The organism is Acetobacter pasteurianus, from assembly GCF_009914215.2.
Lineage (GTDB): Bacteria > Pseudomonadota > Alphaproteobacteria > Acetobacterales > Acetobacteraceae > Acetobacter > Acetobacter pasteurianus.
Genome location: NZ_CP039846.2, coordinates 2686866 through 2710582 on the forward strand (window position 1 = coordinate 2686866; position 23717 = coordinate 2710582).

At 54.6% G+C, this 23717-nt stretch carries 19 protein-coding genes and 1 pseudogene; 14 read left to right on the forward strand and 6 right to left on the reverse strand.

Annotation, left to right across the window (positions count from 1 at the left end; translation table 11 throughout):
- Positions 1-924 (reverse strand): ketopantoate reductase family protein, encoded by a 924-nt coding sequence (locus FCN51_RS25825; RefSeq protein ID WP_310256980.1) that lies wholly within the window; start codon positions 922-924, stop codon positions 1-3.
- Positions 925-1148: 224 nt separating this feature from the next.
- Between FCN51_RS25825 and FCN51_RS25830 the strand changes: the two genes are divergently transcribed.
- Entirely contained in the window at positions 1149-2453 is a 1305-nt protein-coding gene (locus FCN51_RS25830; protein ID WP_310256984.1) for an aromatic amino acid transport family protein, read from the forward strand.
- Between the two features lie 61 nt (positions 2454-2514).
- Here FCN51_RS25830 and FCN51_RS25835 read toward each other — a convergent pair whose 3' ends face one another.
- Positions 2515-2856, reverse strand: coding sequence for a zinc ribbon domain-containing protein YjdM (locus FCN51_RS25835; protein WP_012812923.1), 342 nt, complete (start codon positions 2854-2856; stop codon positions 2515-2517).
- Between the two features lie 214 nt (positions 2857-3070).
- Between FCN51_RS25835 and FCN51_RS25840 the strand changes: the two genes are divergently transcribed.
- Complete coding sequence (locus tag FCN51_RS25840) at positions 3071-4186, forward strand: S-(hydroxymethyl)glutathione dehydrogenase/class III alcohol dehydrogenase (protein ID WP_003624320.1); 1116 nt, start codon at positions 3071-3073, stop codon at positions 4184-4186.
- A 15-nt stretch (positions 4187-4201) separates the two neighbouring features.
- Here the strand turns inward: FCN51_RS25840 and treF are convergent, their stop codons facing one another.
- From treF to FCN51_RS25855, 3 genes are all read right to left on the reverse strand, one after another.
- Positions 4202-6253, reverse strand: a complete 2052-nt coding sequence (gene treF, locus FCN51_RS25845) for an alpha,alpha-trehalase TreF (RefSeq protein ID WP_012812922.1) — start codon at positions 6251-6253, stop codon at positions 4202-4204.
- 65 nt (positions 6254-6318) lie between these two features.
- Entirely contained in the window at positions 6319-8127 is a 1809-nt protein-coding gene (locus FCN51_RS25850) for an ABC-F family ATP-binding cassette domain-containing protein (protein WP_310256999.1), read from the reverse strand.
- A 49-nt stretch (positions 8128-8176) separates the two neighbouring features.
- Positions 8177-8926 (reverse strand): response regulator, encoded by a 750-nt coding sequence (locus FCN51_RS25855; protein ID WP_003624314.1) that lies wholly within the window; start codon positions 8924-8926, stop codon positions 8177-8179.
- Positions 8927-9083: 157 nt separating this feature from the next.
- On the opposite strand from FCN51_RS25855, the gene FCN51_RS25860 reads away from it, so the two are divergent.
- The 12 genes and pseudogenes from FCN51_RS25860 to glpK all read left to right on the forward strand — a co-directional run bounded on the left by FCN51_RS25860 (position 9084) and on the right by glpK (position 23014).
- Entirely contained in the window at positions 9084-9560 is a 477-nt protein-coding gene (locus FCN51_RS25860) for a sigma-70 family RNA polymerase sigma factor (protein WP_310258521.1), read from the forward strand.
- A gap of 106 nt (positions 9561-9666) precedes the next feature.
- Complete coding sequence (locus tag FCN51_RS25865) at positions 9667-10260, forward strand: sigma-70 family RNA polymerase sigma factor (RefSeq protein ID WP_003624311.1); 594 nt, start codon at positions 9667-9669, stop codon at positions 10258-10260.
- Positions 10261-10334: 74 nt separating this feature from the next.
- Positions 10335-10547, forward strand: coding sequence for a NepR family anti-sigma factor (locus FCN51_RS25870; RefSeq protein WP_003624310.1), 213 nt, complete (start codon positions 10335-10337; stop codon positions 10545-10547).
- 101 nt (positions 10548-10648) lie between these two features.
- Positions 10649-12331, forward strand: a complete 1683-nt coding sequence (locus FCN51_RS25875; RefSeq protein WP_012812920.1) for a sensor histidine kinase — start codon at positions 10649-10651, stop codon at positions 12329-12331.
- A 92-nt stretch (positions 12332-12423) separates the two neighbouring features.
- A complete protein-coding gene (cydD, locus tag FCN51_RS25880; protein ID WP_310257008.1) occupies positions 12424-14145 on the forward strand; it encodes a thiol reductant ABC exporter subunit CydD in 1722 nt (573 codons plus the stop codon).
- Positions 14146-14147: 2 nt separating this feature from the next.
- Positions 14148-15842, forward strand: a complete 1695-nt coding sequence (cydC, locus tag FCN51_RS25885; RefSeq protein ID WP_310257012.1) for a thiol reductant ABC exporter subunit CydC — start codon at positions 14148-14150, stop codon at positions 15840-15842.
- 78 nt (positions 15843-15920) lie between these two features.
- Positions 15921-16298, forward strand: a complete 378-nt coding sequence (locus FCN51_RS25890) for an OmpA family protein (RefSeq protein ID WP_003624304.1) — start codon at positions 15921-15923, stop codon at positions 16296-16298.
- A gap of 4 nt (positions 16299-16302) precedes the next feature.
- A pseudogene (recQ, locus tag FCN51_RS25895) lies at positions 16303-18183 on the forward strand (DNA helicase RecQ).
- Positions 18180-18950 (forward strand): DeoR/GlpR family DNA-binding transcription regulator, encoded by a 771-nt coding sequence (locus tag FCN51_RS25900; protein WP_003624300.1) that lies wholly within the window; start codon positions 18180-18182, stop codon positions 18948-18950. Before recQ ends, FCN51_RS25900 begins: the two are co-directional and overlap by 4 nt.
- Before the next feature lie 140 nt (positions 18951-19090).
- Entirely contained in the window at positions 19091-20611 is a 1521-nt protein-coding gene (glpD, locus tag FCN51_RS25905; RefSeq protein WP_003624299.1) for a glycerol-3-phosphate dehydrogenase, read from the forward strand.
- 45 nt (positions 20612-20656) lie between these two features.
- Positions 20657-21487 carry an MIP/aquaporin family protein gene (locus FCN51_RS25910; RefSeq protein WP_012812917.1) on the forward strand — a complete coding sequence of 277 codons (831 nt, stop codon included), beginning with the start codon at positions 20657-20659 and terminating at the stop codon, positions 21485-21487.
- A gap of 27 nt (positions 21488-21514) precedes the next feature.
- Positions 21515-23014 (forward strand): glycerol kinase GlpK, encoded by a 1500-nt coding sequence (gene glpK / locus FCN51_RS25915; protein WP_003624294.1) that lies wholly within the window; start codon positions 21515-21517, stop codon positions 23012-23014.
- A gap of 63 nt (positions 23015-23077) precedes the next feature.
- Here glpK and FCN51_RS25920 read toward each other — a convergent pair whose 3' ends face one another.
- Entirely contained in the window at positions 23078-23596 is a 519-nt protein-coding gene (locus tag FCN51_RS25920; protein ID WP_003624292.1) for a copper chaperone PCu(A)C, read from the reverse strand.
- Positions 23597-23717: the final 121 nt, after the last annotated feature.

The following is a 23717-nucleotide window of genomic DNA, read 5'->3' on the forward strand; positions in this document are numbered from 1 at the left end:
TTATGCCTTTCCGAAAACTGCGGGGTGGATAGAAGATAACAGAGATAAAATCAGATAGTTCAGTGGAACATCAATCCCATGTTTTTCTGCCGCTTTTACAACGTAACCGGTTAAAGCTTCATATTCCAACTCTCGCCCGACCTGACGATCTTGCAACATGGATGTGGCACTCTCTGCCGGTATGGTTTGCAGCCATAAAAGAATATCCTCTACATGCTGCGCAGTCAGTTTTGCACCTTCGGCTTGCCCAACCTTTACGGCTTCGGCCATAATCTGCCGTGCAGCGGCCTGAATGGCGCCATCCTGCATCACACCCGTACGGCGGCCTGTCAGCGTGGTAATGGGGTTAGCCGTAATGTTTGCCAGCAATTTCAACCACAGCGCAGTGGTGATATCTGCTGTTGTCTGAACCCGCATATTTCCTTTTTGAAGAACATCCGCAAAATATTGAGCTGCCGCACCATCTGGCAGGCATAAATCCTGCGCGCCAATACGCTTTAATGTGACATTACCGGGAGCAACCCGTTGCGCGTTGAAGTAAACAATAGCAGGCAGAATATTGGCTTGTGGCGCGTAAGCTGCCACACGCTCTTTTTGCCCAAGCCCGTTTTGCGCAACCAGAAGAGTGGCGCTGGCCCGGTTAAACGCCCGCAACCAAACGGATACATCTTGGGTTTGATGAGATTTCACTGCCAGAATAGCGGCATCGCAAGGGCCAATATCTGCCGGTGTGGCTGCATACCGAATGGGGTATGCATGCGTATCTGTTCCTTCGGTTTCTTCAATTTGAGGAAACTGGGTCCGCGCCCCACACACCACAACCTGCCATCCGGCACTTGCAAAAGCTGCCCCCAGGCAAAGCCCAACGGAACCCGCCCCGATAAGAGCAATAGTTCTGGTATTTGAAAAAGGCTGTGTGCTCATTTTTATAAAAACTATGCTGCTTGGAGTGATGCCTAAAAATGCTCCATAACATACGTGGCGCTAAAATTAAGCGTATCTGCTGTAAGCAGATCGAACTTGGAAAAACATATCAACTATTTTAATTCGTTAAATTATCGGATTACATAAAATTTGTTGTTTTATAGGTTCTCTCAATCTACTCGTTCTATAAATGAGATCACCTAGATGTACGGAAACAAATATTTATGCAGCCCCCAGATACGCGCACATTAAACGCCGGAACCGATGCGCTTTCTCCCCAACAATGGAAAGAAGCCACCCGGTTTGATGGCACAGATATCGGCTGGATTGTCATGAGCATTGGCATGGCCATTGGTGCGGGCATTGTGTTTCTGCCCGTTCAGGTAGGGCTAATGGGCGTGTGGGTTTTTCTGCTGTCCGCTGTTGTTGGCTACCCGGGTATGTATCTGTTTCAGCGGCTGTTTATCAACACATTGGCCTCTGCGCGCGTAAGCCAGACTTACCCGGATATGATCTCCAGCTATCTGGGCCGGGGCTGGGGCACTTTGCTGGGTGCGCTGTATTTTGTCATGCTGGTTATATGGATGTTTGTATATGCCACCGCCATTACGCGGGATAGCGCATCTTACCTGCACAGCTTTGGCATAACGCAACATCTGCTTTCCAATTATGCGTGGTATCCTCTTATTCTACTAACCGTTCTGGTAGCTTTGGCATCTCGCGGGGAAAAGCTGCTGTTCCGCATGTCTTCCTTCATGGTCATCACCAAGCTGCTGATTGTGGCGGCCATGGGTGTTTTCATGATCCCACGCTGGAACACCGCTAATCTTGGCGCATTACCGCCTGTTGGCACACTGATAACAAAAGCGGTTATCACGCTGCCTTTTACGCTTACGTCCATTTTGTTTATTCAAACCCTTAGCCCTATGGTCATTTCCTACCGGGCGCGGGAAAAATCTCCAGAAGTGGCGCGTTTCAAGGCTTTGCGCGCCATGAACATTGCTTTTGCAATTCTGTTTGTAACGGTGTTTTTCTACGCCATTTCCTTTACTCTGGCCATGAAGCCGAGTGACGCCATTGCCGCGTATCAGCAGAACATTTCTGCTTTGGCCATTATCGCGCAGGTGTTTCCGGCAAGTTCCATTAGCCTGATTGGCGTTATTCTGAACCTTTTTGCCGTTATGACAGCATTTTTTGGGGTGTACCTTGGCTTTAGGGAAGCCAGCGTAGGTATTTTCAGTTCCATGCTTGGGCATTGGGTTAAACCCAGACATTTGCACCGCAACTGGGTTCAATACGGCGTTATGGGGTTTGCCATTCTGCTTTCATGGGGCGCGGTGGTTGCCAACTTGCCGGTGTTGTCTTTTACAACATTCAGCAGCCCGATTTTTGGTATTATTGGCTGCCTGTTACCTGTTTGGTTGGTAGTTAAAACGCCAGACCTCAGCAAATATCGCAAACCCAGCCTAATATTTATTACCCTGATAGGCATTCTGTTGTGCATCTCACCCTTTTTGGCGTGGATGTAAAAAACACAGCTTAACAAACCAGAGGGCGCATGTTTGAAAATACGCCCTCTGTGTTAAGGGATCAGGATTTTTTCACAAATTCCGATTTCAGGTTCATCGCACCAAAACCAGCAATCTTACAGGCAATGTTGTGGCCATCGCCCGCATCCACCAACCGAATGTTCTTGACCTTGGTGCCGCCTTTAACTGCCTGAGAAGACCCTTTAATTTTCAGGTCTTTCAGAACCGTTACCGTATCACCATCAGCAAGCTGGTTTCCGTTGGCATCCCGCACAACAGATGAATCTTCCGCTCCGGCAGTATCCGCTTGGGTTTCTTCATTCCATTCATGGGCACATTCCGGGCAAACCCACAAATTTCCATCATGATAGGGATACTCGGAACCACAAGAAGGGCACTTCATTTTCTCATCCTTTAATTTCTCCGTCTGAAATCCTGAACCTGAAGGGCAGGGCAGAAGGTGTTTTTGATAAATACCATTTATGATGGAGAACGCGAAATATCACGATGTTTATGTTTGAGGGAAATTGTGATGCCTTAACCCCGAACTCTCAATATCAACCGGCAAGCGGATATGGCAGATTACTGCCAGCCTTGAGGAACAGGAGAAGGTTTTCATGAAATCACGCGCCGCAGTTGCATTCAAACCGGGCCAGCCTCTGGAAATTGTTGAAATTGATGTAGCTCCCCCACAGGCCGGGGAAGTTCTGGTTAAAATTCTGAACACTGGCGTTTGCCATACAGATGCCTTCACTCTTTCTGGCCAAGACCCGGAAGGGCTTTTTCCCGTTGTGCTGGGGCATGAAGGCGCGGGCATTGTAATGGAAGTGGGCGAAGGCGTTACCAGCGTTAAGCCGGGAGACCACGTTATTCCGCTATACACGGCAGAATGCGGTAAGTGCGAGTTCTGCACCTCTGGCAAAACCAACCTGTGCATTGCCGTGCGTGCCACACAGGGCAAGGGCGTAATGCCCGATGGCACCAGCCGCTTTTCCTACAAAGGCCAGCCGCTTTACCACTACATGGGGTGCTCCACCTTTAGTGAATACACTGTGGTTGCCGAGGTTTCTCTGGCCAAGATCAACCCCCAATCCAACCCAGAGCATGTTTGCCTGCTGGGCTGTGGGGTTACCACTGGTATTGGGGCCGTACACAACACGGCCAAAGTGCAGGAAGGAGATTCCGTCGCTGTTTTTGGCTTGGGCGGTATCGGGCTGGCCGTTATTCAAGGTGCCCGACAAGCCAAGGCCGGGCGTATTTTTGCTATTGATACCAACCCGGACAAGTTTGAACTGGCCAAGGCTTTTGGAGCCACAGATTTTATCAACCCGAAGGATTACGAGGCCCCGATACAGCAGGTCATTATTGAAATGACAGGCTGGGGTGTGGACCACAGCTTTGAATGTATCGGCAATGTGGAAGTTATGCGCGCAGCCTTGGAGTGTGCACACCGTGGCTGGGGGCAGTCCGTTATTATTGGCGTGGCTGGCGCAGGAAAGGAAATTTCCACCCGTCCGTTCCAATTGGTAACGGGGCGTACATGGAAAGGCACGGCGTTTGGCGGCGTTAAGGGCCGTACTCAACTGCCCGGCATGGTGGAAGATGCCATGGCAGGCAAAATTGAGCTGGCCCCGTTTGTAACGCACACCATGCCGCTGGAAGATATCAACACAGCGTTTGATCTGATGCACGAAGGCAAATCTATCCGGAGCGTTATTCACTACACTCCGTAATATGTCGGCCTGCGCTTACTGATTGTCTGGTTTTTCTGGCTGATCAGTATGTTGAGCCGGCTTTTCTGATGATGGCGCGCTGTGCGGGGCATCCTGCGCAGGCGCATCGTCATCATCACCATCATCATCCTTGTTGAATTGCTCCATATTGAGGGATGAAAGCGGCACACCCCGCAAAGGAGAGCGCTCTTCCACCGGAATTTCCGGGCCTTTGGCATCCCACGCATCAATCGGGGGCAAGGGCTGCTGAGAGGGCTGGTCCGCCAGCGGGTTGTTATCCAACACCTGCCGCGTATTTTGCGGGTAGCGGTTCATAAAGCCCACTAGGGTGCCGTTTGTCCAACCAAAGCCAATCTGCATGGGGTATTCCCCACCACCTTTACCACCTGTAGGGCTGATCTCGGTGGCGGAAACATCGTATTTTTCCAGCAACACACCGCTGCGTTCAAAGGTGCCAATCACGCGGGCCATCCACCGGCGCGCAATATCGGCCGCAAATTCATGATGCCCGTATTGTTCCAACCCTTTAACAGCCATCCATTCCAACGGCGCCCAGCCATTTGGGGCATCCCACTGTTGGCCTGTTGGGTGCTCGGTTGCTGTTAGGCCACCTATATGCAGCAAGCGTGTTTTCAGCGTTTCGGCCACCGCATCAGCCTGATTGACACTGGCCTGATGCAGGAACAGGGGCATGGACGTAGCAATGGAAAGAATGTCCGTCTGCCGCCCGGTACGCCAGTTGTAATCAAAATAGGCACCCTGTTTTTCGTTCCACAAAAACCGGTTGATGCCAGAACGCAAAATTTCTGCCTGCTGCGCGTAGTAGGCCGCCTTATCTTCCTGACCATTTAGCGCGTAAGCATGAGAGAGTGTCTGATCCAAGTGTACCATCAGACAGTTCAGCTCAATGGTCAGCAGCGATGTGGTCTGGATTGTTGTCAGTGTTTTGCCATCAGCCAGCCAGCGCGATGAAAAATCCCATCCACTTTCCGCCGCGGCGCGCAAATCACGCCAGACCTCACCAGAGGGGCGGCTTGTTTCCTGCGCTGTGGCCATATCCTGCGGCCAACTTTCATCACGCGGGGCGCTGCGTGTATCCCAATGGCGGAACATCAGGGTACCATCTGGCAGACGCACCACATGGTGCCGTGCCATACCCGGCGGCAGATTGGCTGCACCTAATGTCCAGTAATCATATTCCTTCTGCAATTCAGGCAGGAAGGAAGTATAGGCAATCTGCCCATCGTGGCTGGCGAGCAAATCCAGCATAAGGGAAAAGAACGGTAGGCCAGAACGGCTGAGGTAATAGGTGCGGTTGCCGTTAGGCATATGCCCGTACGTGTTGATAAGCGATGCAATATCGCGCACCATATCACGCATGAGGTCCACATGATCATCCTCATACAGGCCGATCATGGTGAAGTAGCTATCCCAGTAATAAATCTCTGCAAACCGCCCACCGGGAACAATATATTTATAGGGCAAGGGCAGCAGGGTAGACCATGACATAGCCACGTCCGGATCTCGCGTAAGCACATCCCACATGCCGGAAATATAATCCCGCACGCTTTCATCGGGCTTGCGCGTATAGGCGGCAGACCGCAGGGCCGGGATAGTAAAATGGTCTGTTACAAAGTCTTTGAGGTTAAAGCCCGGCTTGTCTTTTTCCTGCTTCCAGAGCGCCACCAGATCTGTAGGAGAGCGATCGGGCACAATGTCTGAAACCACTTTGGGGTCTGTAAACATGCGTGTTTGATGGATGGCCGCAAAAAGCCCATCAAACGCAATGGAAGGGGGACGGATATCCTGTTCCACCACTGCTGGCGTGTCACTCTTGCTTTTGGCCATAACTTCTGGCGCTTTCGGCCCCTCCGGCTTTGGGGCTTTTGGCTGCACGCTCCCCGGCGGTAAAGGCACCAGACTGAGCAATGGTTGCGCGCCTTCGGCATCCGCAGCGGCAGGTGTATCCTGCGCATACGCCACTGGCGCTGCGGTGAGGAGGGCAAGAAGCGCCACACTACATACAGGAAGAGTGCGCTTATAAAGAGAACCAGTAAAACAGGGCATACCAAAACATAGGCACTGCCACTGCCTGCCTGCAAGTCGAAGATGGTTGAAAAATACGCCAGCCCTTAGTTTGCCTGCAGAGCCTCGCGCTTCATTTCCAGTTCCAGCCAGCGTTCTTCAGATTCAGCCAGCTTGGTTTCCACCTTTTGCAAATCGGCCGAAATTTTTTCAAACTGCGCCGGATTTTTTCCGTACAGGTCTGGGTCTGCCAGTTTTTCACGCAGGGTTGTGGCCTGCGCTTCCAGCTTTTCCATTTCCTTGGGCAGATTATCCAGCGCGAACTGGTCCTTATAACTCAGCTTTTTGGATGGACCGCGTGCTGGGGCTGCATCCTTGGGTTTGGAAGGTTCATTTTCCACCACGGCAGCAGTTGTAAGGGGTTTCTGGTTCCGTTGGGCCAGCATATCACTGTAGCCACCGGCATATTCTATCCAGTTACCATCTCCCTCCGTTGCCAGAACAGATGTGGCCACCCGATCCAGAAAATCACGATCATGGCTTACAAGCAGCACTGTGCCTTCGTAACTGGCCAACATATCCTGCAAGATATCCAGTGTTTCCAAGTCCAGATCGTTCGTCGGTTCGTCCAGCACCAGTAGGTTGGAGGGTTTGGCCAAAGCACAGGCCAACATCAAACGCCCGCGTTCCCCACCAGAGAGGGCACTTACTGGGGTGCGCGCCTGTTCGGGCCGAAAAAGAAAGTCTTTCATATACCCAATAACGTGGCGTTTTTCCGTGCCAACCAGCACCATATCGCCGCCGCCTTCAGTCAGGGTATCAGCCAAAGTGCGTTCTGGGTTCAGGCTCCGGCGCTGCTGGTCCAGCGTAACCATGTTGAGGGAAGGGCCGAGTGAGATTGTGCCACTATCGGGTTGATCCAGCCCTGTAAGCATACGCAGCAATGTGGTTTTGCCCGCACCGTTGGCGCCCACAATACCCAGCCGGTCTCCACGCAGGATGCGCAGGTCTAGATGGCGGACCACCTGTTTTTCACCCCACGCCTTGCTGATATCTTCGGCCACAGCCACCAGCTTGCTGGATGTTGCAGCAGCCTGCGTGTTTAGGGTGAGGGTGCCGGGGGCGCGAATGGCCTCCTTACGGGCTGTGCGCAAATCTGCCAGTTCCCGCACACGGCGCACGTTACGTTTACGGCGTGCCGTAACGCCATAACGCATCCAGTCTTCTTCCCGCGCAATCTGCCGGTCCAACTTGTGCGCATCGCGCTCTTCCTGTTCCAGCACCTCTTCACGCCAGGCTTCAAACCGTCCAAAACCTTCATCAAGCCTACGGGTCACGCCCCGATCCAGCCACACGACAGACCGTGAAAGAGTGGAAAGCAACCGTCTATCATGGCTGATAATCACCATGGCACAGCCAAGGCTCAGCAGTTCGCGCTCCAGCCATTCAATGGTGGGCATGTCCAAATGGTTTGTAGGCTCATCCAGCAGCAGCACATCTGGGGCAGCCGCCAACACCCCGGCAATGGCGCAGCGCCGGCCTTCACCACCAGATAGGTTTTGCGTGTTTTCCTTGCCTGTCAGCCCCAGCGCATCCAGCAATGGTGCAGCACGCCACGCCATATCCGGGTCTCCAATCTGGTCCACCACATAATCTGCCGTTGTGGCATAGGCCGTTAAATCCGGCTCCTGCGGCAGATAGCGTAGTGAGGCACCGGGCTGCACAAACACAGAACCGGAATCCGGCTGAATAACGCCAGCCGCAATTTTAAGGAGAGTGGACTTGCCCGATCCGTTTCTGCCCACAAGGCACAGGCGTTCACCCCGCCCAACGGCAAAGCCCGCGCCATCCAGAAGTGGGTTCCCCCCCAGTGTAAGAGTGATGTCCTGAAGGTGGAGTAAAGGAGGATGCGCCATGCTTAGAAAAGATAATCCGAGTTATGAAAGAGCAATGAAGGCCCGTTAGTTACACAGCCTGTGTACGTGCGCTGCTAACGGCCTGATACGTGGCTACGGCAAGCGTGAGGGGATCAAACGGCTTGGTAATTACAAAACTGGGTTCCATGGTTTCCCCAGTCAGCAACCGTTCGGGGTACGCTGTTACGTAAATAACCGGCACATTGAAGGAGGAGGTAATTTCTGCCACCGCCTGTATGCCATCTCCGCCCGGCCCAAGGTTAATATCTGCCAGAATAAGCCCCGGCTTGGTTTCTCTGGCCAATTTTACTGCATCGGCCTGTGTATGGGCTATACCTGCAACCTGATGCCCGCATTGCAGCACAAGCTGTTCGATATCCATGGCGATAATGGGTTCATCTTCAATAATCAGCACGGATGTCTGCACATTTTTGTGCAGGCGGCCCTGTGCGTCTTCCAGTTCCTGCTCCGCCTGTTTGGTGGATACGCCTGTAATACGCGCGGCCATTTCAACCGGCACTTCCTCCAGCGTGATCAGCAGCAAAAGCTGGCGCTGTGTTACAGAAAGCCCTGCAACATCATATTCCGCAGCAAACCCTTTACGAGAAAATAGCCCTGAAATTGCCTCATAGAGCTGATAAAGGGGTGTAAAGCCTTCCTTCAGCCGTTGCGCAGAAAGGCCGCGCAGGCTTTCGGCCACCAGCAGATCACCTTCTGGTTGGCTGCCTGTCAGCGCCCGCGCGTAACGTCTGCCATAAGGGAGGGCCCGGATCAGGCCGTCACGCAGCGACTCTGACATGGCAAGTCTCCTTCATAATGGGTCATGACAAAAACATGCGAGAACGCGATGATGCACGCGCACCGGCTTTCCGGAAAGGGGATTTATCCTGACTCGCACTCCACATTCCACCCATGTTGCCACGCGGCGCACGTTTCGCACAGAACTTCTTGCAATTATCCCTGCATTACGTGGGTTTGCACGCTTTCTGGCGCGTGATTCCGCCATTGCCGATGATCTGGTGCAGGATACAATTGTGCGTGCTCTGGACAAGGCAGATGGCTTTACACCCGGCACAAACCTACGGGCATGGTGCTTTGCCATTTTGCGCAATCTTTTTTTGGAGCAGCACCGCCGCGGGCGCAGAGAGCGCATTGCGCTGGAAGATTACGGCCACCAGCCTGCCTCCACCGCCGAATCGTCTCCGCACACGCAAACCGAAATGCAGGAGCTTGAAAGCCTGTTGTGGCAGATATCTCCACTTCTGCGTGAGGCTCTGGTGCTTGTTGGCGCACAGGAGCTGACATACGCAGAAGCCGCGGAAATATGTGAGGTGGAAGTGGGCACCATGAAGGCTCGTGTTTCGCGCGCACGGGCCGCGCTCAAGAAAGTCATGGCGGCACAGGATAAACAAAACGGCCCGGAAGGCTCATAAATCTGGCGCTCTCGTTTTCGTGAACACTCGCTTGTTTTTGAATGTAACCTTTTCACTCTGCCGAACATTGAAGGGGTAAGAGATCCACAAGGCGGAGAACACAAAAATGACAGCCTCTTTCCATGATCAGGTTATCGCTATCCTCCCCAAACTGCGCGTGCAGGCATTAGCGCTCACCCGCAATCGTTCTGTGGCCGAAGATCTTGTGCAGGATACTGTGTGCAATGCTCTGGCGGCGCAGGACAGTTTTGTCATGGGCACCAATTTTGCCGCATGGATGCACCGTATTCTGCGTAACCGTTTTATCTCTGACCTCCGCAAAAAGCGCGAAGTCGGGAACATTGATGATACGCCTCAATCCCTGTTGTCTGTGAGTGGACGACACGAGGACAGGCTGGCCCTGAAAGAACTGGATGCAGCGCTTGCACGGCTGCCAGACGACCAGCGGGAAGCTCTGGTGTTGGGGGTTCTGGAGGGGATGAGCTATCAAGAACTGGCAGACGTTGCCGGATGCGCTGTGGGTACAGCAAAAAGCCGGGTCTTTCGGGCACGCCGACAGCTGGAAGTCTGGCTGATGGGAGAAGAAGAAGGCGGTGTTTCTGGCAAAACAGGCGCAGAAACCACCACCAGAGCTTCTTCCACTCGACGGAAAACCCGCACGGCCCGCAACACAACGCGTAACGCACAGCAGACGGCATAAACGCAATGGCGTACGATACTGATGTTAGGGACCCAAAGCCCGCAGAGTCGTGCAAACACAGCACTCAACAGGCCATGCCCGGATGGATGGCATGGCAGAAACCGGAGTTCAGGATGGGAAAAAGGAGAGACGACGCCCACTCCCGAAAGCCGAAAAAAAAGCGGGATAAAGCTTTTGACCTATGGCTGAAGCGTGGCCTGCACCAGATGTTCGATAACGTTGTGAATGAACCCGTGCCTGAAGAACTGCTCAAGCTTATTCAGGAAGATCGAGAAAAACAGGATTAAGCACTTTGCATATTAGTGGCCGAGGGGAAGGCCCTGCAAACCGGGTAGCGGCCTCCCTTCTGTCTGGTTTGGGGCGCATTTTCAGCACGACAAGCGCACGCATGCGGCTGCTGATCTGCCTTTCGGCCGTTCCTGTTATTGCTATTGGCGCCGTACTGGCTCTACATAATTACCGCGAAGTTACTCTTGGCAGCGCACAACGTGCTGGTAACGCCATTATGCGGCTGGACCTGCAATTCCGCCACGATACAGACAGATTGCGTAGCGCCCTAGAAACCATAGGCCATATGGATCTGACGCCCGATCAGATCGTGCACGCCCTCCGGCTTATGGAAACCATTAGTGGGCAGCGCTACTGCTTTCTTTCCGTGCTGGATGATGAAGGCAAACCCATACAATCCGTTTCCCCCCAAGGACGAGGATGTGCGGAGGTAGGGGCGCTTTCCACGCCAACGGATGTACATTCCACACTGCTTGAAGCCGTACAGACCAGTGGCGGACCGGGGGAAGGTGGCGCTTTTTTGCGCATTACCGTGCCCGCAGGTTTTTTGGCTCTTCCGGAAGCACATGGCTATCTGATGGGTATTCTTCAGATATCCCGGCAAAGGGCGTATCTGGGTAGCGCCTCCGGCTGGCAGGTTTTTGCAGAAGATGACAACCCCATACAGGCATGGCTGCTCATGCATAATGGACAGTTGTTGCCTGTATGTTCAGATTGCGGGTGGCAATCCCCACCACCTTCCATCGTGCATGAACTCAAGAACGCGCTGGAAAACAGCGAGCGCAGCATTATCACACTCCCCACCGGGCTGGGGGGCTATGCTCTGGGCGCTATTGCGGGGGGAGCAGATATTCTGGTTTCCACCCAGCGCACATCCATGGAATCTGACGCCCTGCATACCATGATCCTGCAAATTGTAGGGCTGGTGCTGCTGCTAGTTATCGGGCTGGTTGCCGTTACGTTGGCGGCCAATATTGTGTTGATAGGCCCATTACGCCGCCTCACATACTCTGTGCAGAAATGGCAGATGGAAGGGATTTTTGATGCACGCATCACCCGCTCCATGCCGCTTGAACTCCAGCGCCTTGGGCAGGCTTTTACGCGTGCAACACGCCGCCTTTCCCGCCATGAAGCGCGGCTTAAAAAGGCAATGGCCCATCAGCAACTGCTGATGAAGGAAGTGCACCACCGCGTTAAGAACAATCTCCAAATTGTGGCCTCCTTGCTCAACCTGCAGGCTAACCAGATTGAACACCCGGAGGTGCGGGCAGAATTTGCCCTCGCGCGTGATAGAATTCGCGCGCTGGCAACACTGCATCGGACGCTTTATGCAGAAGATGCCCTGAACAGCCTGAACATGGCTGTCTTTCTGCAAGAACTTTGTGAGCAAACACTTCACATCGCCGGAGAATCTGAATTCGGGCGCATGACATTAGATGTGGTTTCAGACAGTTTCTGGATGGACCCCGATCAGGCTGTGCCTCTCGCCCTTATTGTTACAGAAATTATTACCAACTCCATTAAATATGCTTTCCCTGATGGGCAGAAAGGCACCATTTTTGTGCGTCTGCACCGTAGCCACGGGCAGCTTACCCTTCAGGTTGGAGATAACGGGGTGGGGTGTGCGTGGGAAGATCCACCTGTACATCAAGGCATTGGCCTTAAACTCATTCACGCATTTGCGCGCCAACTTAAAGCAACGCTTACGTATAAAGGGGAAGGCGGCGTGCAATATACGTTGGTAATGCGCCTGCCAGAAACCCCGCCAGAACCCAGAAAATAAGGCAAAAAATGTACGCTATGCCCAGATTGCAGCAGGGGATGGCTTTCTAAACTGTTTGCGTCTTGCGCCTGTCGGTATAAACGCCTTGTGTTATGAGCAACGAGAAAGCAGCAATCCGCAACTGGACACGGACACAATCGCGTCTGGGGCGTCAGGCAGCGCGATCAGTGGTTGGAGCCGGGCTGCTCTCCAGTCTTGTCGGTATAGGGCAAGTCTGGTGTGTGGCCGTTGTGCTGGGGCATGCCCTGGTAAACTGGAAAATGGCAGAAGCCGCAGGCCCTATGCCTGTATGGCCTTTTCTAGCCTTTCCTGTTCTGGCCATTCTACGCGCTTTGGTTATGGTTCAGGCCGATACAGGTGCCGCACGTGCAGGCATTGCCGCACGCCGCCGGTTGCGTGGTGAGGTTCTGGCCTCCGTTCTTACAGGTGGGCCAGCACTGTTGCGCCGCGTGCATAGTGGCGTGCTGGCTTCCACCATAGTGGATAGGGTGGAAGCGCTAGACGGCTTTTTTGGCCGCTGGATTCCTGCTTCTATTCTGTGGATTGCCGCACCTGTTGCCATTCTTATTCCCATAGCCTTTGTGCAGCCCCATGCAGCACTGGTTCTGGGCCTATGCGGTATAGCCGTGCCTTTCGGGCAAGCGCTGTTCGGCATTGGGGCGGCTGTGGCCTCCCGCAATCAGTTTCTGGCCATGACACGCCTGCAGGCGCGTTTTCTGGACCGGGTTAAAGGCATTGCCACCATTGTGCTGGCAGGCCGGGCAGAAGATGAAACCCGCAAGCTGGGTGATGCCGCTGAAGAACTGCGCCAGCGCACCATGAAAGTGCTGCGGGTTGCGTTTCTGTCTTCCGCCTCCATCGACTGCGCCATGGTTGTTGCTTTGATCGCCATTGCCATTATGGATGGCAGGCAGGCTCTGGCCCTACAGGCGCAGGGCAGTGCTCCGGCATTGGTGCATGCCGTTACAGCAGGGCTGTTTGTTCTGCTGGCTGTGCCCGAATTTTTTGCGCCCCTGCGTGGTTTGGCTCTTGCTTATCAGGACAGGGCACACGCCCAAGGGGCCGCAACGGCTGTTCTGGAACTTCCTGAAGCTCAGGAACGCCCTGCGCCGGAGGGGGCGCGCACCGTCAACGCCAATGGTGTGATGGTATCCTTTGATGATGTCAGCTTTTCGTGGGATCCAGCGCGTGGTCTGGCGCTAGACCATGTCAGCTTTACCGTGCCCGCAGGTGAAACCCTGATTCTGGCAGGGGCATCTGGTTCTGGCAAATCCACCATCATGGAATTGCTGCTGGGCTTCATTCAGCCCGATACAGGGCGCGTGCTGTTTAACGGCGCGCCGCTGGATAGCATTGTGCCAGACGCACTGGCCCGCATGGTTTCATGGATTGGGCAAAAGCCCGTTCTGTTTGCTGGCACGCTGCGCGAGAACATTCTGTTTGCAAAGCCCGATGCCAGTGATGCCGAACTTCAGGCCGCGCTAAAATCTGCTGCGGTTGACCAGTTTTTGCCCAGCCTGCCCGAAGGGCTGGAAACCCGGATTGGGGAAGGTGGATTTGGCCTTTCCGGCGGGCAGGCACAGCGTATTGCCATTGCGCGCGCTTACCTGAAAAATGCCCCGGTGCTGCTATTGGATGAACCCACAGCGCATCTGGACCCGGCAACAGAAAAAAGCGTGTTTGAAAGCCTGCAACGCTTGGCCGTAGGCCGCACCGTTATTCTGGCCACGCATTCTGCCGCCGTGCACATGTTTAAAGGCCGCCGTATAGATCTGGCCGGTGGCCGCGTCATCAGCCGACAGGGAGCAGCCTGAGCATGACCTCTCTGCCTAACCCACGCCCCACAGGGGAACTGACAGACTGGCAAGCCATCCGCACCATTTTTGCGCTCTGGCGTAAACAGGGCGTGCGCCTTGCTGGCGGCATTGTTCTGGCTCTGCTGGCCTTGGCTTTTGGGCTGGCGCTCATGCAAACATCCGGGCTACGTCTGGCCGGTTGCGTTATGGGTGAAATTGTTATTGCCACAGCCGCCTTGCGCTGGATTGGTGCTGGCCGCGTGATCCTGCGGTATGCAGAACGCCTGTTTGCGCATGATGCCATGTTCCGCGCACTGGCTGATTTGCGTGTATGGTTTTTCCGCTCCCTCGCGCAGGGTGCTGCTGCCGGGCTGGGCTTCCGTCGGGCTGGGGATATGCTTTCCCGTCTTGTGTCAGACATTGGCACGCTGGATGGCCTGTACCTGCGCATTGTGATGCCACTTATCTGCGCCTGTGTCACATTTCCTGCACTCGTTATTATTGCGGGCCATGCCAGTGTGATGCTGGGCCTTGTAGTAGGCCTGCTGTTTGCCTGCTCTGCCTTTGTGGTGCCGTGGATGATTGCACGCTCCAGCCGCGCTTCTGCCAGCCAGATCGTGCATCATCTGGCGCATTTGCGCATTACTGTGCTGGATCTGGTAGGTGGCCTGCGTGAAATCCGCGCTTTTGGCGCAGAAGGCCGTATGCTGGCACGTGTGCAGGCAGCAGATGCTGCTCTCCTGCAAGATCAGCTTCGTCTGGCACGCCGGGCGGCCCTTGCCAACGCCATGGCCTTTCTGGCCGGGCAGATTGCCGTATTTGCCGTGCTGCTAAGCATTGGCGGACTGTTTGCAGAACACATTCCTGCGCTTGAAGGTGTGGGCATTCTGTTCCTGACCGTTGCCGCTTTTGAAAGTGCCGCAGCACTTACCCGTGCCGGGCTACAGGCTGGCGCAATGGGGGCCGCAGCACGCCGCGTGGTGGAAGTGGCTGAACAACCATCCGCCATCACCGTTCCTGCGTCTGAACAGACAGATGCACCGCTAGACACGCATATTCATGTAGAAGGCGTAAAATTCCGCTGGGCTGCAAATCGCCCATGGGTGTTTGATGGCCTTACTCTGGACATTCCCGCAGGTGCCCGTGTGGCTATTCTGGGGCCATCTGGCGTGGGCAAATCCAGCCTTGCGGCTCTGCTGCTCAAAGCCGCTACGCCAGAAGCAGGCAGCATTACACTGGGCGGAGAAGATATTTCCCGCATCAAGGCGGACTCTTTGCGCCAGCGTATTGCGTGGCTTTCCCAAGCCACTCATCTGTTTGATGATACCATCCGCGCCAACCTGCTATTGGGCCGTCCGGACGCTACGGAAGAAGACCTGTGGCAGGCGTTGGAAGAAGCCGCCATTGCAGATGTTGTGCGCACCCTGCCAGAAGGGCTAGATACGTGGCTGGGTGAAGGTGGCGTGCGGCTATCTGGCGGGCAGGGGCGGCGTATTGCACTGGCCCGCACATTGCTCACGCAAGCGCCTATCATGATTTTGGATGAACCTGCCACCGGGTTGGATGCCCAGACCGAGCAAGACTTCCTACGCACGCTCAACACCGTTACAGAAGGGCGCACAGTTATCCTTATTGCACACCGCCTGACTGGTGTGGAAAAGCTGGACCGCATCTGGCGGCTTTCTGCCGGTGTTGCCAAAGCCGCCGTTGCGTAAGCAAATCTATGTTGACGTAACGGCCCCGGCAGGGCACCAGTTAGGAAATAATTACATATCTTGATTAGGACATTTTATATGCGCCGCTTGCTTCCTGTTGCTGGTCTCTGCCTTTTGGCTGCCTGTGCTGGCAATGCACCACGCAAATACGTGGTTTTCTTCTCCGCTGGCTCAACAGAGCTGGATGACAATGCTCGTAATGTTCTGTTGCAGGTAGCTGAAAAATCCAAAAGACATCCTTCCCGCATTGTCAAAGTGGAAGGTTACGCACATGCAGGGCAGGACCTTTCTGCCGATGCGCTTCTGGCCATCCAGCGCGCCAAAGCCGTAGCCCAGCAGCTGAGTGAAGATGGCGTGGCGGGCGATCATATCGTCCAGACCCCACGCGCACCTTCCAGCAGCGAAGGCATGCAGGTTGGCTCCCGCCGCGTGGAGATCGAACTGGCCAACCCCTGATAGAATGATAGAAACCGGCTCCATATCCACGCCCTCTCAGTTTTCACATAGCAGGCTGGAACGGGACCGGTTTGCTGGAAAGCCGCCTCAGGAAGTCCTGCAGGCGGTTTTTGGCTTTCCCGGTTTCCGCAGTCTTCAGGCGCAAGCTGTTGAATGCGTTATGGAAGGCAGAGATACACTGGTGCTTATGCCAACCGGCGGCGGCAAAAGTGTATGCTACCAAATACCCGCCCTGTGCCGCGAAGGCATGGGGCTGGTTATTTCCCCCCTTATTGCCCTTATGGATGATCAGGTTGCGGGCCTGCGCCAACTTGGCATCAATGCCGCGGCCCTCCATTCTGAACTGGAAGGGGATGAAGCGGCCAAAATCCGCTCAGATCTAGCAAATGGGCGCATAGATCTGCTGTATATCTCTCCCGAACGTCTGCTTTCATCCGGCACGCTGGACCGGCTGGTGCGCATACCGCTTTCGGTTATTGCTATTGATGAAGCCCATTGTATTTCGGCATGGGGACATGAGTTCCGGCCAGAATACCGCGCGCTTACGGCATTGCCGCGCCATTTTCCGCATGTGCCACGCATTGCCCTTACTGCCACAGCAGATGAACGCACGCGGGAAGATATTCTGGCGGCACTGGATATGCCGCATGCCGAAGTGCTGGTTTCCAGCTTTCATCGGCCTAATCTCAACATTTCCGTACAGCCCAAAGCGTCTGAAACGCGCCAGCTTATTACAGCGCTGGAGCGGCATAAGGATGCCGCCAGTATTGTATATTGCAGCAGCCGTGCCCGTACGGAGCGCATGGCCGCTTCTCTGCGTGAACGCGGGTGGCCTGCTTTGGCTTACCATGCAGGGCTTTCCCCTATAGAAAAACGTGCTGCATTGCTGCGTTTTCGTTCTGGTGAGCCCCTTGTTATTGTGGCCACAATTGCCTTTGGCATGGGCATAGACAGGCCAGACGTACGCGCCGTTGTGCATTTGGATATGCCAGCCTCGCCCGAAGCCTATTACCAGCAAATTGGCCGGGCCGGGCGCGATGGCCTGCCATCTGACACACTCCTGCTTTACGGCGGGGAGGACATGGCCCGCGCCCGCTACTGGCTAGATCAATCTGCCGCACCAGAAAGCGAAAAGCGGATTATGCGCAGCCGGTTGGAAGCCATGATAGCGCTGACCGAAACCACTGGCTGCCGCACCCGCGCCTTACTGCATTGTTTTGGTGAGGAACTGGCCGAACCCTGTGGCCATTGTGATAACTGCCTACACCCGGTGCTAACATTCAATGGCACCGAAGCAGCCCGTAAGCTGCTTTCTGCCGTGTATCGCACAGGGCAATGCTTTGGCGCGCTGCATGTTATCGGTGTACTGCGCGGGAAAACCACAGAAGCCATTACCCGTAATGGCCATGACAAGCTGACCGTATGAGGCATTGGCAAGGATAAAAGCGAGCAATTCTGGCGCGGCGTGGTGCGCCAGCTTATAGCCCGTGGCGCCTTGCGCACAGAAGGCCAGTACGGCGGCCTGATTTTAAACCAGAATGTAGCCCGGCCCATTTTACGTGGTGAGGAAGAAGTTCACTTACGGGCAGACCCTATAGTGGAAACAAACAGCCGGTTATCAGACCGCAGCAGCCAAAGCGCAGGCATTGCCCTTACAGAAGACAGCAAAGCCCTGTTTGATGCGCTGCGCCAATGGCGCAGGGAAGAAGCGCAGGAGCAGGAGATTCCGCCTTACGTTATCTTCCATGATTCCGTGCTGCGCGATATCGCCATGGAAAAACCCTCAGACCTGGATGAACTGGGCGATATCAAAGGGGTAGGGCGCTCCAAGCTGGAACGGTACGGAGAAGCCGTGCTGGAGGTTCTTGAAACAGCGCAGGCATGACACAGGCAGTGCAACAACGTCGGTTTCGTATTCTCAAGCTGGTGCAGCAACATGGCTACGCCACCAGTGAAGATCTGGCGCGTGAGCTCAATGTTACGGTGCAAACCGTGCGGCGAGACGTCAACACCATGGCTGCACAGGGGCTTCTTGCCCGCCATCATGGTGGAGCCAGCTCTCTTTCACCCTCAGAAAACATTTCCTATTCCGATCGGCAAATTCTGAACCTGCGCGAAAAGGAAGCCATTGGGCGCAATGCCGCACAGGCCATTCCCAACGGGGCTTCGCTTTTCATCAACATTGGCACAACGACAGAGGCCTTTGCCCAGTCTCTCCGCACCCACAAGGCGCTGCGGGTTATTACCAACAATATCCATGTGGCCACGCTTTTGGCTCCTGCGCCGGAATGCAGCCTGATTATTACGGGTGGCCATGTACGCCTGCGTGATGGCGGCATAGTCGGCCCTACAGCCGCCGCCATGATTGAGCAATACCGGGCAGATTTTGGCGTAATCGGCATTAGCGGCATAGATGAAGACGGCACATTACTGGATTTTGATGCCGATGAAATTAACGCTGCGCAGGCTATTCTACGCAATGCGCGCACTGTTTTTTTGTTGGCAGACCATACCAAATTCCGCCGCAGACCCATGGCACGGGTGGGGCATATTACGCAGGTTAACGCGTTTTATACCGATCAACCGCCACCAGCGAACATTCGCGCCTTGCTGAAAGAGCACGATGTAAAGCTGCATATTGCACAGCCATGATCGTTCTTTTTCGTAAAGGAAAGCAGGGAAGGCTGTTAAAAACCGCCATCTGGCCATATTGACGCCATTCTTCTTGCGTTTTCTTTTCGAATACGAATAAAAGACAGAAGTTTGCGTTCTGACCGAAACCGGAAGAAACCATGACCACACCTACTGCATCTCCCGCCCGCATTTATGATCTGCTCATTGTTGGAGGAGGGGTAAACGGCGCAGGCATCGCACGAGATGCTGTTGGCCGTGGCGCCTCTGTTCTGCTGGTGGAGCAGGATGACCTTGCCAGCTACACATCATCTTCCAGCACGAAGCTGATCCACGGCGGGCTGCGTTATCTGGAATATTACGAATTCCGCCTGGTGCGCGAAGCCCTGATGGAACGCGAACGCCTGCTGAAGATGGCCCCGCATATCATGTGGCCGCTCCGGTTCGTGCTGCCACATTCCAAGCTGGTCCGTCCGGCATGGATGCTCAAGGCTGGTCTGTTCCTTTACGATCACCTTGCTTCCAACATGACACTGCCGAAGTCTCGCGGCATTGATTTCCGTACGCATTCATCCGGTGCTGCGCTGAAGCCCGAATACACCAAAGGCTTTGTGTATTCCGATGGCTGGGTGCAGGACAGCCGCCTTGTGGTGCTGAACGCCATGGATGCCGCCGAACGCGGTGCAGATGTGCGCACACGCACACGCCTAATTGCCGCCAGCCGCGCCAACGGCGTGTGGGAAGCCACTCTGGAAGACCGCGCAACCGGCAAAACCACAACCGTACGCGCCAAAGCGCTGGTAAACGCTGCTGGCCCATGGGTTGCACGCCTGCTGGCGGATACGCTGAAGATCCCGAACTCCAAATCCGTTCGGTTGGTCAAGGGTAGCCACATTATTGTGCCGCGCGTGTATGAAGGCCCGCAGGCTTACATCTTCCAGAACCCGGATAAGCGTATTGTGTTCGCCATTCCGTATGAACAGAAGTTCACGCTGATCGGCACCACCGATATTCCTTGGAAGCAGGAACCGGGCAAAGTGGAAATTGCGCCCGATGAAGTGAGCTACCTGTGTGAAAGCGTAAACCGCTATCTGAACGTGCAGGTCAAAGAAAGCGATGTGGTGTGGAGCTACGCTGGCCTGCGTCCGCTGTATGATGATGCCTCTGCCAACGCTTCTGCCGTAACGCGTGATTACGTGCTGGATCTGGATACGCAGGATGGTGCGCCGCTGCTTTCAATCTTTGGCGGCAAGATCACCACTTACCGTAAGCTTGCCGAACACGCGCTGGAAAAACTGGCACCTGTTCTGCCCGCAGTAGGTGGCCAGAGCTGGACTGCACAGGAAGTTCTGCCCGGTGGTGACTTGGGTGACGGTGGGTTTGATCAGGCTCTGGCACGCCTGCGCCGCACAGCACCGTGGCTACCGGAAGGTCTTGCATGGCGCCTGATGCGCAATTATGGCAGCCGGACCTACGAAATTATTGGTGAAGCCAATAGCATGCAGGATATGGGTGAAGTGCTGGGCGGTGACCTGACATCGCGTGAAGTGGATTATCTGATTTCTCGTGAATGGGCACGCACGGCAGAAGATGTTCTGTGGCGCCGCAGCAAGCTGGGTCTGCATCTGAATGATGCAGAAAAAGCCAATGTTGAAGCATATGTCGGGAAGAAACTTGCCTGATATCTGAGAACCATAGATACGTCCTTTCCAACAACAAAAATAATAATGAGGAAGGTCATGGAAAAAACAGGAAAAGCCCTGCTTGGGGAAATGATAGCCGAATGTCTGGCTGTTATGATTATTGTGACTATTGGGGATTCAGTGGCAGCAATGTTCTCGCTGTATGATCCCAGCCCCTACAAGCAGGCTTACTGGGGTGTTGCCATTACATGGGGGCTGGCCGTTACGCTGGCCATCTATGTAACTGGTTCTGTATCTGGCACGCATGCCAACCCGGCCGTTACGTTGGCTTTGGCATGCTACCGTGGATTTTCCTGGAAAAAAGTAGTGCCTTACTGGGTAGCACAAATTGGCGGCGGCTTTTTAGGGGCCTCGCTTGTGTACGCCCTGTACGGCTCTGTTATCCAGCATTACGCGCTCGCCAATCATCTGGACTGGGTAAATGATGGCGCAGCTTCTGGCGTTTTCTTTACCCATCCCGGTGATTTTGTAACCCCACTTCATGCCATGATGAATGAGGTTATCCTGACCGCCATTTTGGTGCTGGGTATTTTTGCCATTACCTGTGAATACAATACCGTGGCCCCGCAAGCCAATTCCGGCGCGCTGATTATTGGCCTGCTGGTAGCTATTCTAGGCGCATCTTCCGGCTTTTTGGAAGGCTGGGCCCTTAACCCTGCGCGTGATCTTGGGCCGCGCATTTTCTGTTTTGTTGCAGGATGGGGACGTGCCGCGTTTCCTTCCCCCGGCAATTATTGGTGGATGCCTATTGCTGGCCCCATGGTGGGCGGTTTAGTGGGTGCCACACTTTACCAGACACTTCTCCGCCCATTTATGCCCGCACGGGCACGGGTGACCACGACGGCGGCAGACTGACCGCAACACGCAGAAGGATACTCCTTAATGAGTAAGCAAGACTGTGTCCTGGCTATTGATCAGGGAACGACATCAACACGCAGCATTGTCTTTGATCGTGATGCGCAGGAACTCGCTGCCGCCAGAGAGGAGTTTGCACAGCATTACCCCAAGGCCGGCTGGGTAGAACACTGCCCGGAAGATATCTGGAAAGATGTTGTAAGCACCGCGCGCGCAGCGCTGGAAAAATCTGGCGCAGCAGACCGGGTGGCAGGCATTGGCATTACCAACCAGCGCGAAACCATTGTGGTGTGGGAACGCGCTACCGGCAAGCCTATCCATCGCGCTATTGTCTGGCAGGATCGGCGCACGGCCAATGTGTGCCAGAAACTGCGGGATGAAGGCGCAGAAACACTGGTGCGCGAACGCACCGGCCTTTTGATTGACCCATATTTTTCTGCCACCAAGCTGGCATGGCTGCTGGATAACGTGCCGCAGGCCCGCGAACGTGCTGAAAAGGGTGAACTTGCTTTTGGCACCATTGATTCCTTCATTCTGTGGCGCCTGACAGGCGGTAAGGTGCACGCAACGGATGTAACCAACGCATCCCGCACCATGCTGTTTGATATCCACCGCCAACAGTGGGATGAAGACCTTCTGCGTCTTTTCCGCGTACCTGCAGCACTTCTGCCTGAAGTGAAAGACAGCAGCTGCATTTATGGTGAAACCGTGCCGGAACTGTTCGGTCGGCCTATTCCTATTGCAGGTATTGCGGGGGATCAGCAGGCCGCTGTAGTGGGGCAGGCATGTTTTACACCCGGCATGGCCAAGGCCACCTATGGCACAGGCTGCTTTTTGCTGCTGAATACGGGGGATAAACCCGTAACATCACGCAACCGCATGCTCACCACCATTGCCTATCGTATCAATGGCAAAACCACCTATGCGCTGGAAGGCTCCATTTTTGTGGCCGGTGCGGCCATCAAATGGCTGCGCGATGGGCTGCATCTGATTACCCACGCCTCTCAAACCGATGATATGGCTACGCGCGTACCAGACAGCCACGGTGTATACATGGTGCCGGGCTTTGTAGGCCTTGGCGCCCCACATTGGGACCCGGACGCACGTGGGCTTATCTGCGGCCTTACGCTGGATTCAAGTGCTGCGCATATTGCCCGTGCTGCTCTGGAATCCGTGGCATATCAGACGCTTGATCTGGTAACCGCCATGATGCAGGATGGCGGTGGCACCACAGATAGCATTCGCGTAGATGGCGGCATGTCTGCCAATGACTGGTACTGCCAGTTTCTTGCAGACATGCTGCAGGCCAAGGTGGAACGCCCGCGCAACGTGGAAACCACTGCTCTGGGCGCAGGCTTTCTGGCAGGCATAGCAACAGGTGTGTGGGATAGTGAGCAGACCGTGGCTTCTGAATGGGCACGGGGCTCTCTGTTTGAACCGAAAATGGAAAATGAACAGCGCCGCACCATGATTGCCGGATGGCATCAGGCTGTTAAGCGCACCCTCAGCACCTATACGGGCGGCTGAAACCACAATTTCTGGCAGGAAGCACTTTCCTGCCAGAATGGCGCTTTACTAAATCAGACGTAATCAGTCTGGCTTATGGTCACTTTCTGCATCTGTGCCAGCATCCTGCACAGGGATAGAAACAGTTTTTGAAGACCCACCCATAAATGTGAATGTAAACGGCACGTTCTGATTGGCATGCACGTTATTGGAAAGGCCAAAGCAAAGCAGGTGATACCCGCCCGGTGGAAACACCAGTGTAGAATTGCCGGGTAGGGCAAGGTGGGTAAACAGCACTCGGGTGCCGCCTGTGCTTTCCTGATCGGCATGGTGGCCCACCAGCTTCTGGCAAACGGGAGACGTTACGCCCGTAAGCAGATGCGCTGTTTCACTGGAATTGGACAGGGCAAAATAAACCGTTGCCGGCTCTCCTTCCGATGCCAGATGCAGGGATGTATCAAATATGGTAATATCTTTTTGAGCATCCGCCTGCTCGGGCAGAACGGGCAGAGGAGGCTGATTATCGGCCCAAGCCTGCGGTGCGGCGTAGGCTGAGCAAGAAAGAGCTGCACAGAACAGAACAGCAAAATGGCTGCGTTTCATAATTTCTCCATCCAGATGGACCGCCACATGGTATGGACGAAACGGCCCAAAAGAAATAAGTGGTGCCTTTACATACGCGCTCTTTTAACAACAGAAAACGCCAGCCAGAAATGCGCCTGAG

Bases quoted from the DNA above. Each gene is read 5' to 3' on its own strand.
- FCN51_RS25825 (WP_310256980.1), bottom strand. From the start codon at position 924: ATGAGCACACAGCCTTTTTCAAATACCAGAACTATTGCTCTTATCGGG.
- FCN51_RS25830 (WP_310256984.1), top strand. From the start codon at position 1,149: ATGCAGCCCCCAGATACGCGCACATTAAACGCCGGAACCGATGCGCTT.
- FCN51_RS25835 (WP_012812923.1), bottom strand. From the start codon at position 2,856: ATGAAGTGCCCTTCTTGTGGTTCCGAGTATCCCTATCATGATGGAAAT.
- FCN51_RS25840 (WP_003624320.1), top strand. From the start codon at position 3,071: ATGAAATCACGCGCCGCAGTTGCATTCAAACCGGGCCAGCCTCTGGAA.
- treF (WP_012812922.1), bottom strand. From the start codon at position 6,253: ATGCCCTGTTTTACTGGTTCTCTTTATAAGCGCACTCTTCCTGTATGT.
- FCN51_RS25850 (WP_310256999.1), bottom strand. From the start codon at position 8,127: ATGGCGCATCCTCCTTTACTCCACCTTCAGGACATCACTCTTACACTG.
- FCN51_RS25855 (WP_003624314.1), bottom strand. From the start codon at position 8,926: ATGTCAGAGTCGCTGCGTGACGGCCTGATCCGGGCCCTCCCTTATGGC.
- FCN51_RS25865 (WP_003624311.1), top strand. From the start codon at position 9,667: ATGACAGCCTCTTTCCATGATCAGGTTATCGCTATCCTCCCCAAACTG.
- FCN51_RS25870 (WP_003624310.1), top strand. From the start codon at position 10,335: ATGCCCGGATGGATGGCATGGCAGAAACCGGAGTTCAGGATGGGAAAA.
- FCN51_RS25875 (WP_012812920.1), top strand. From the start codon at position 10,649: ATGCGGCTGCTGATCTGCCTTTCGGCCGTTCCTGTTATTGCTATTGGC.
- cydD (WP_310257008.1), top strand. From the start codon at position 12,424: ATGAGCAACGAGAAAGCAGCAATCCGCAACTGGACACGGACACAATCG.
- cydC (WP_310257012.1), top strand. From the start codon at position 14,148: ATGACCTCTCTGCCTAACCCACGCCCCACAGGGGAACTGACAGACTGG.
- FCN51_RS25890 (WP_003624304.1), top strand. From the start codon at position 15,921: ATGCGCCGCTTGCTTCCTGTTGCTGGTCTCTGCCTTTTGGCTGCCTGT.
- FCN51_RS25900 (WP_003624300.1), top strand. From the start codon at position 18,180: ATGACACAGGCAGTGCAACAACGTCGGTTTCGTATTCTCAAGCTGGTG.
- glpD (WP_003624299.1), top strand. From the start codon at position 19,091: ATGACCACACCTACTGCATCTCCCGCCCGCATTTATGATCTGCTCATT.
- FCN51_RS25910 (WP_012812917.1), top strand. From the start codon at position 20,657: ATGAGGAAGGTCATGGAAAAAACAGGAAAAGCCCTGCTTGGGGAAATG.
- glpK (WP_003624294.1), top strand. From the start codon at position 21,515: ATGAGTAAGCAAGACTGTGTCCTGGCTATTGATCAGGGAACGACATCA.
- FCN51_RS25920 (WP_003624292.1), bottom strand. From the start codon at position 23,596: ATGAAACGCAGCCATTTTGCTGTTCTGTTCTGTGCAGCTCTTTCTTGC.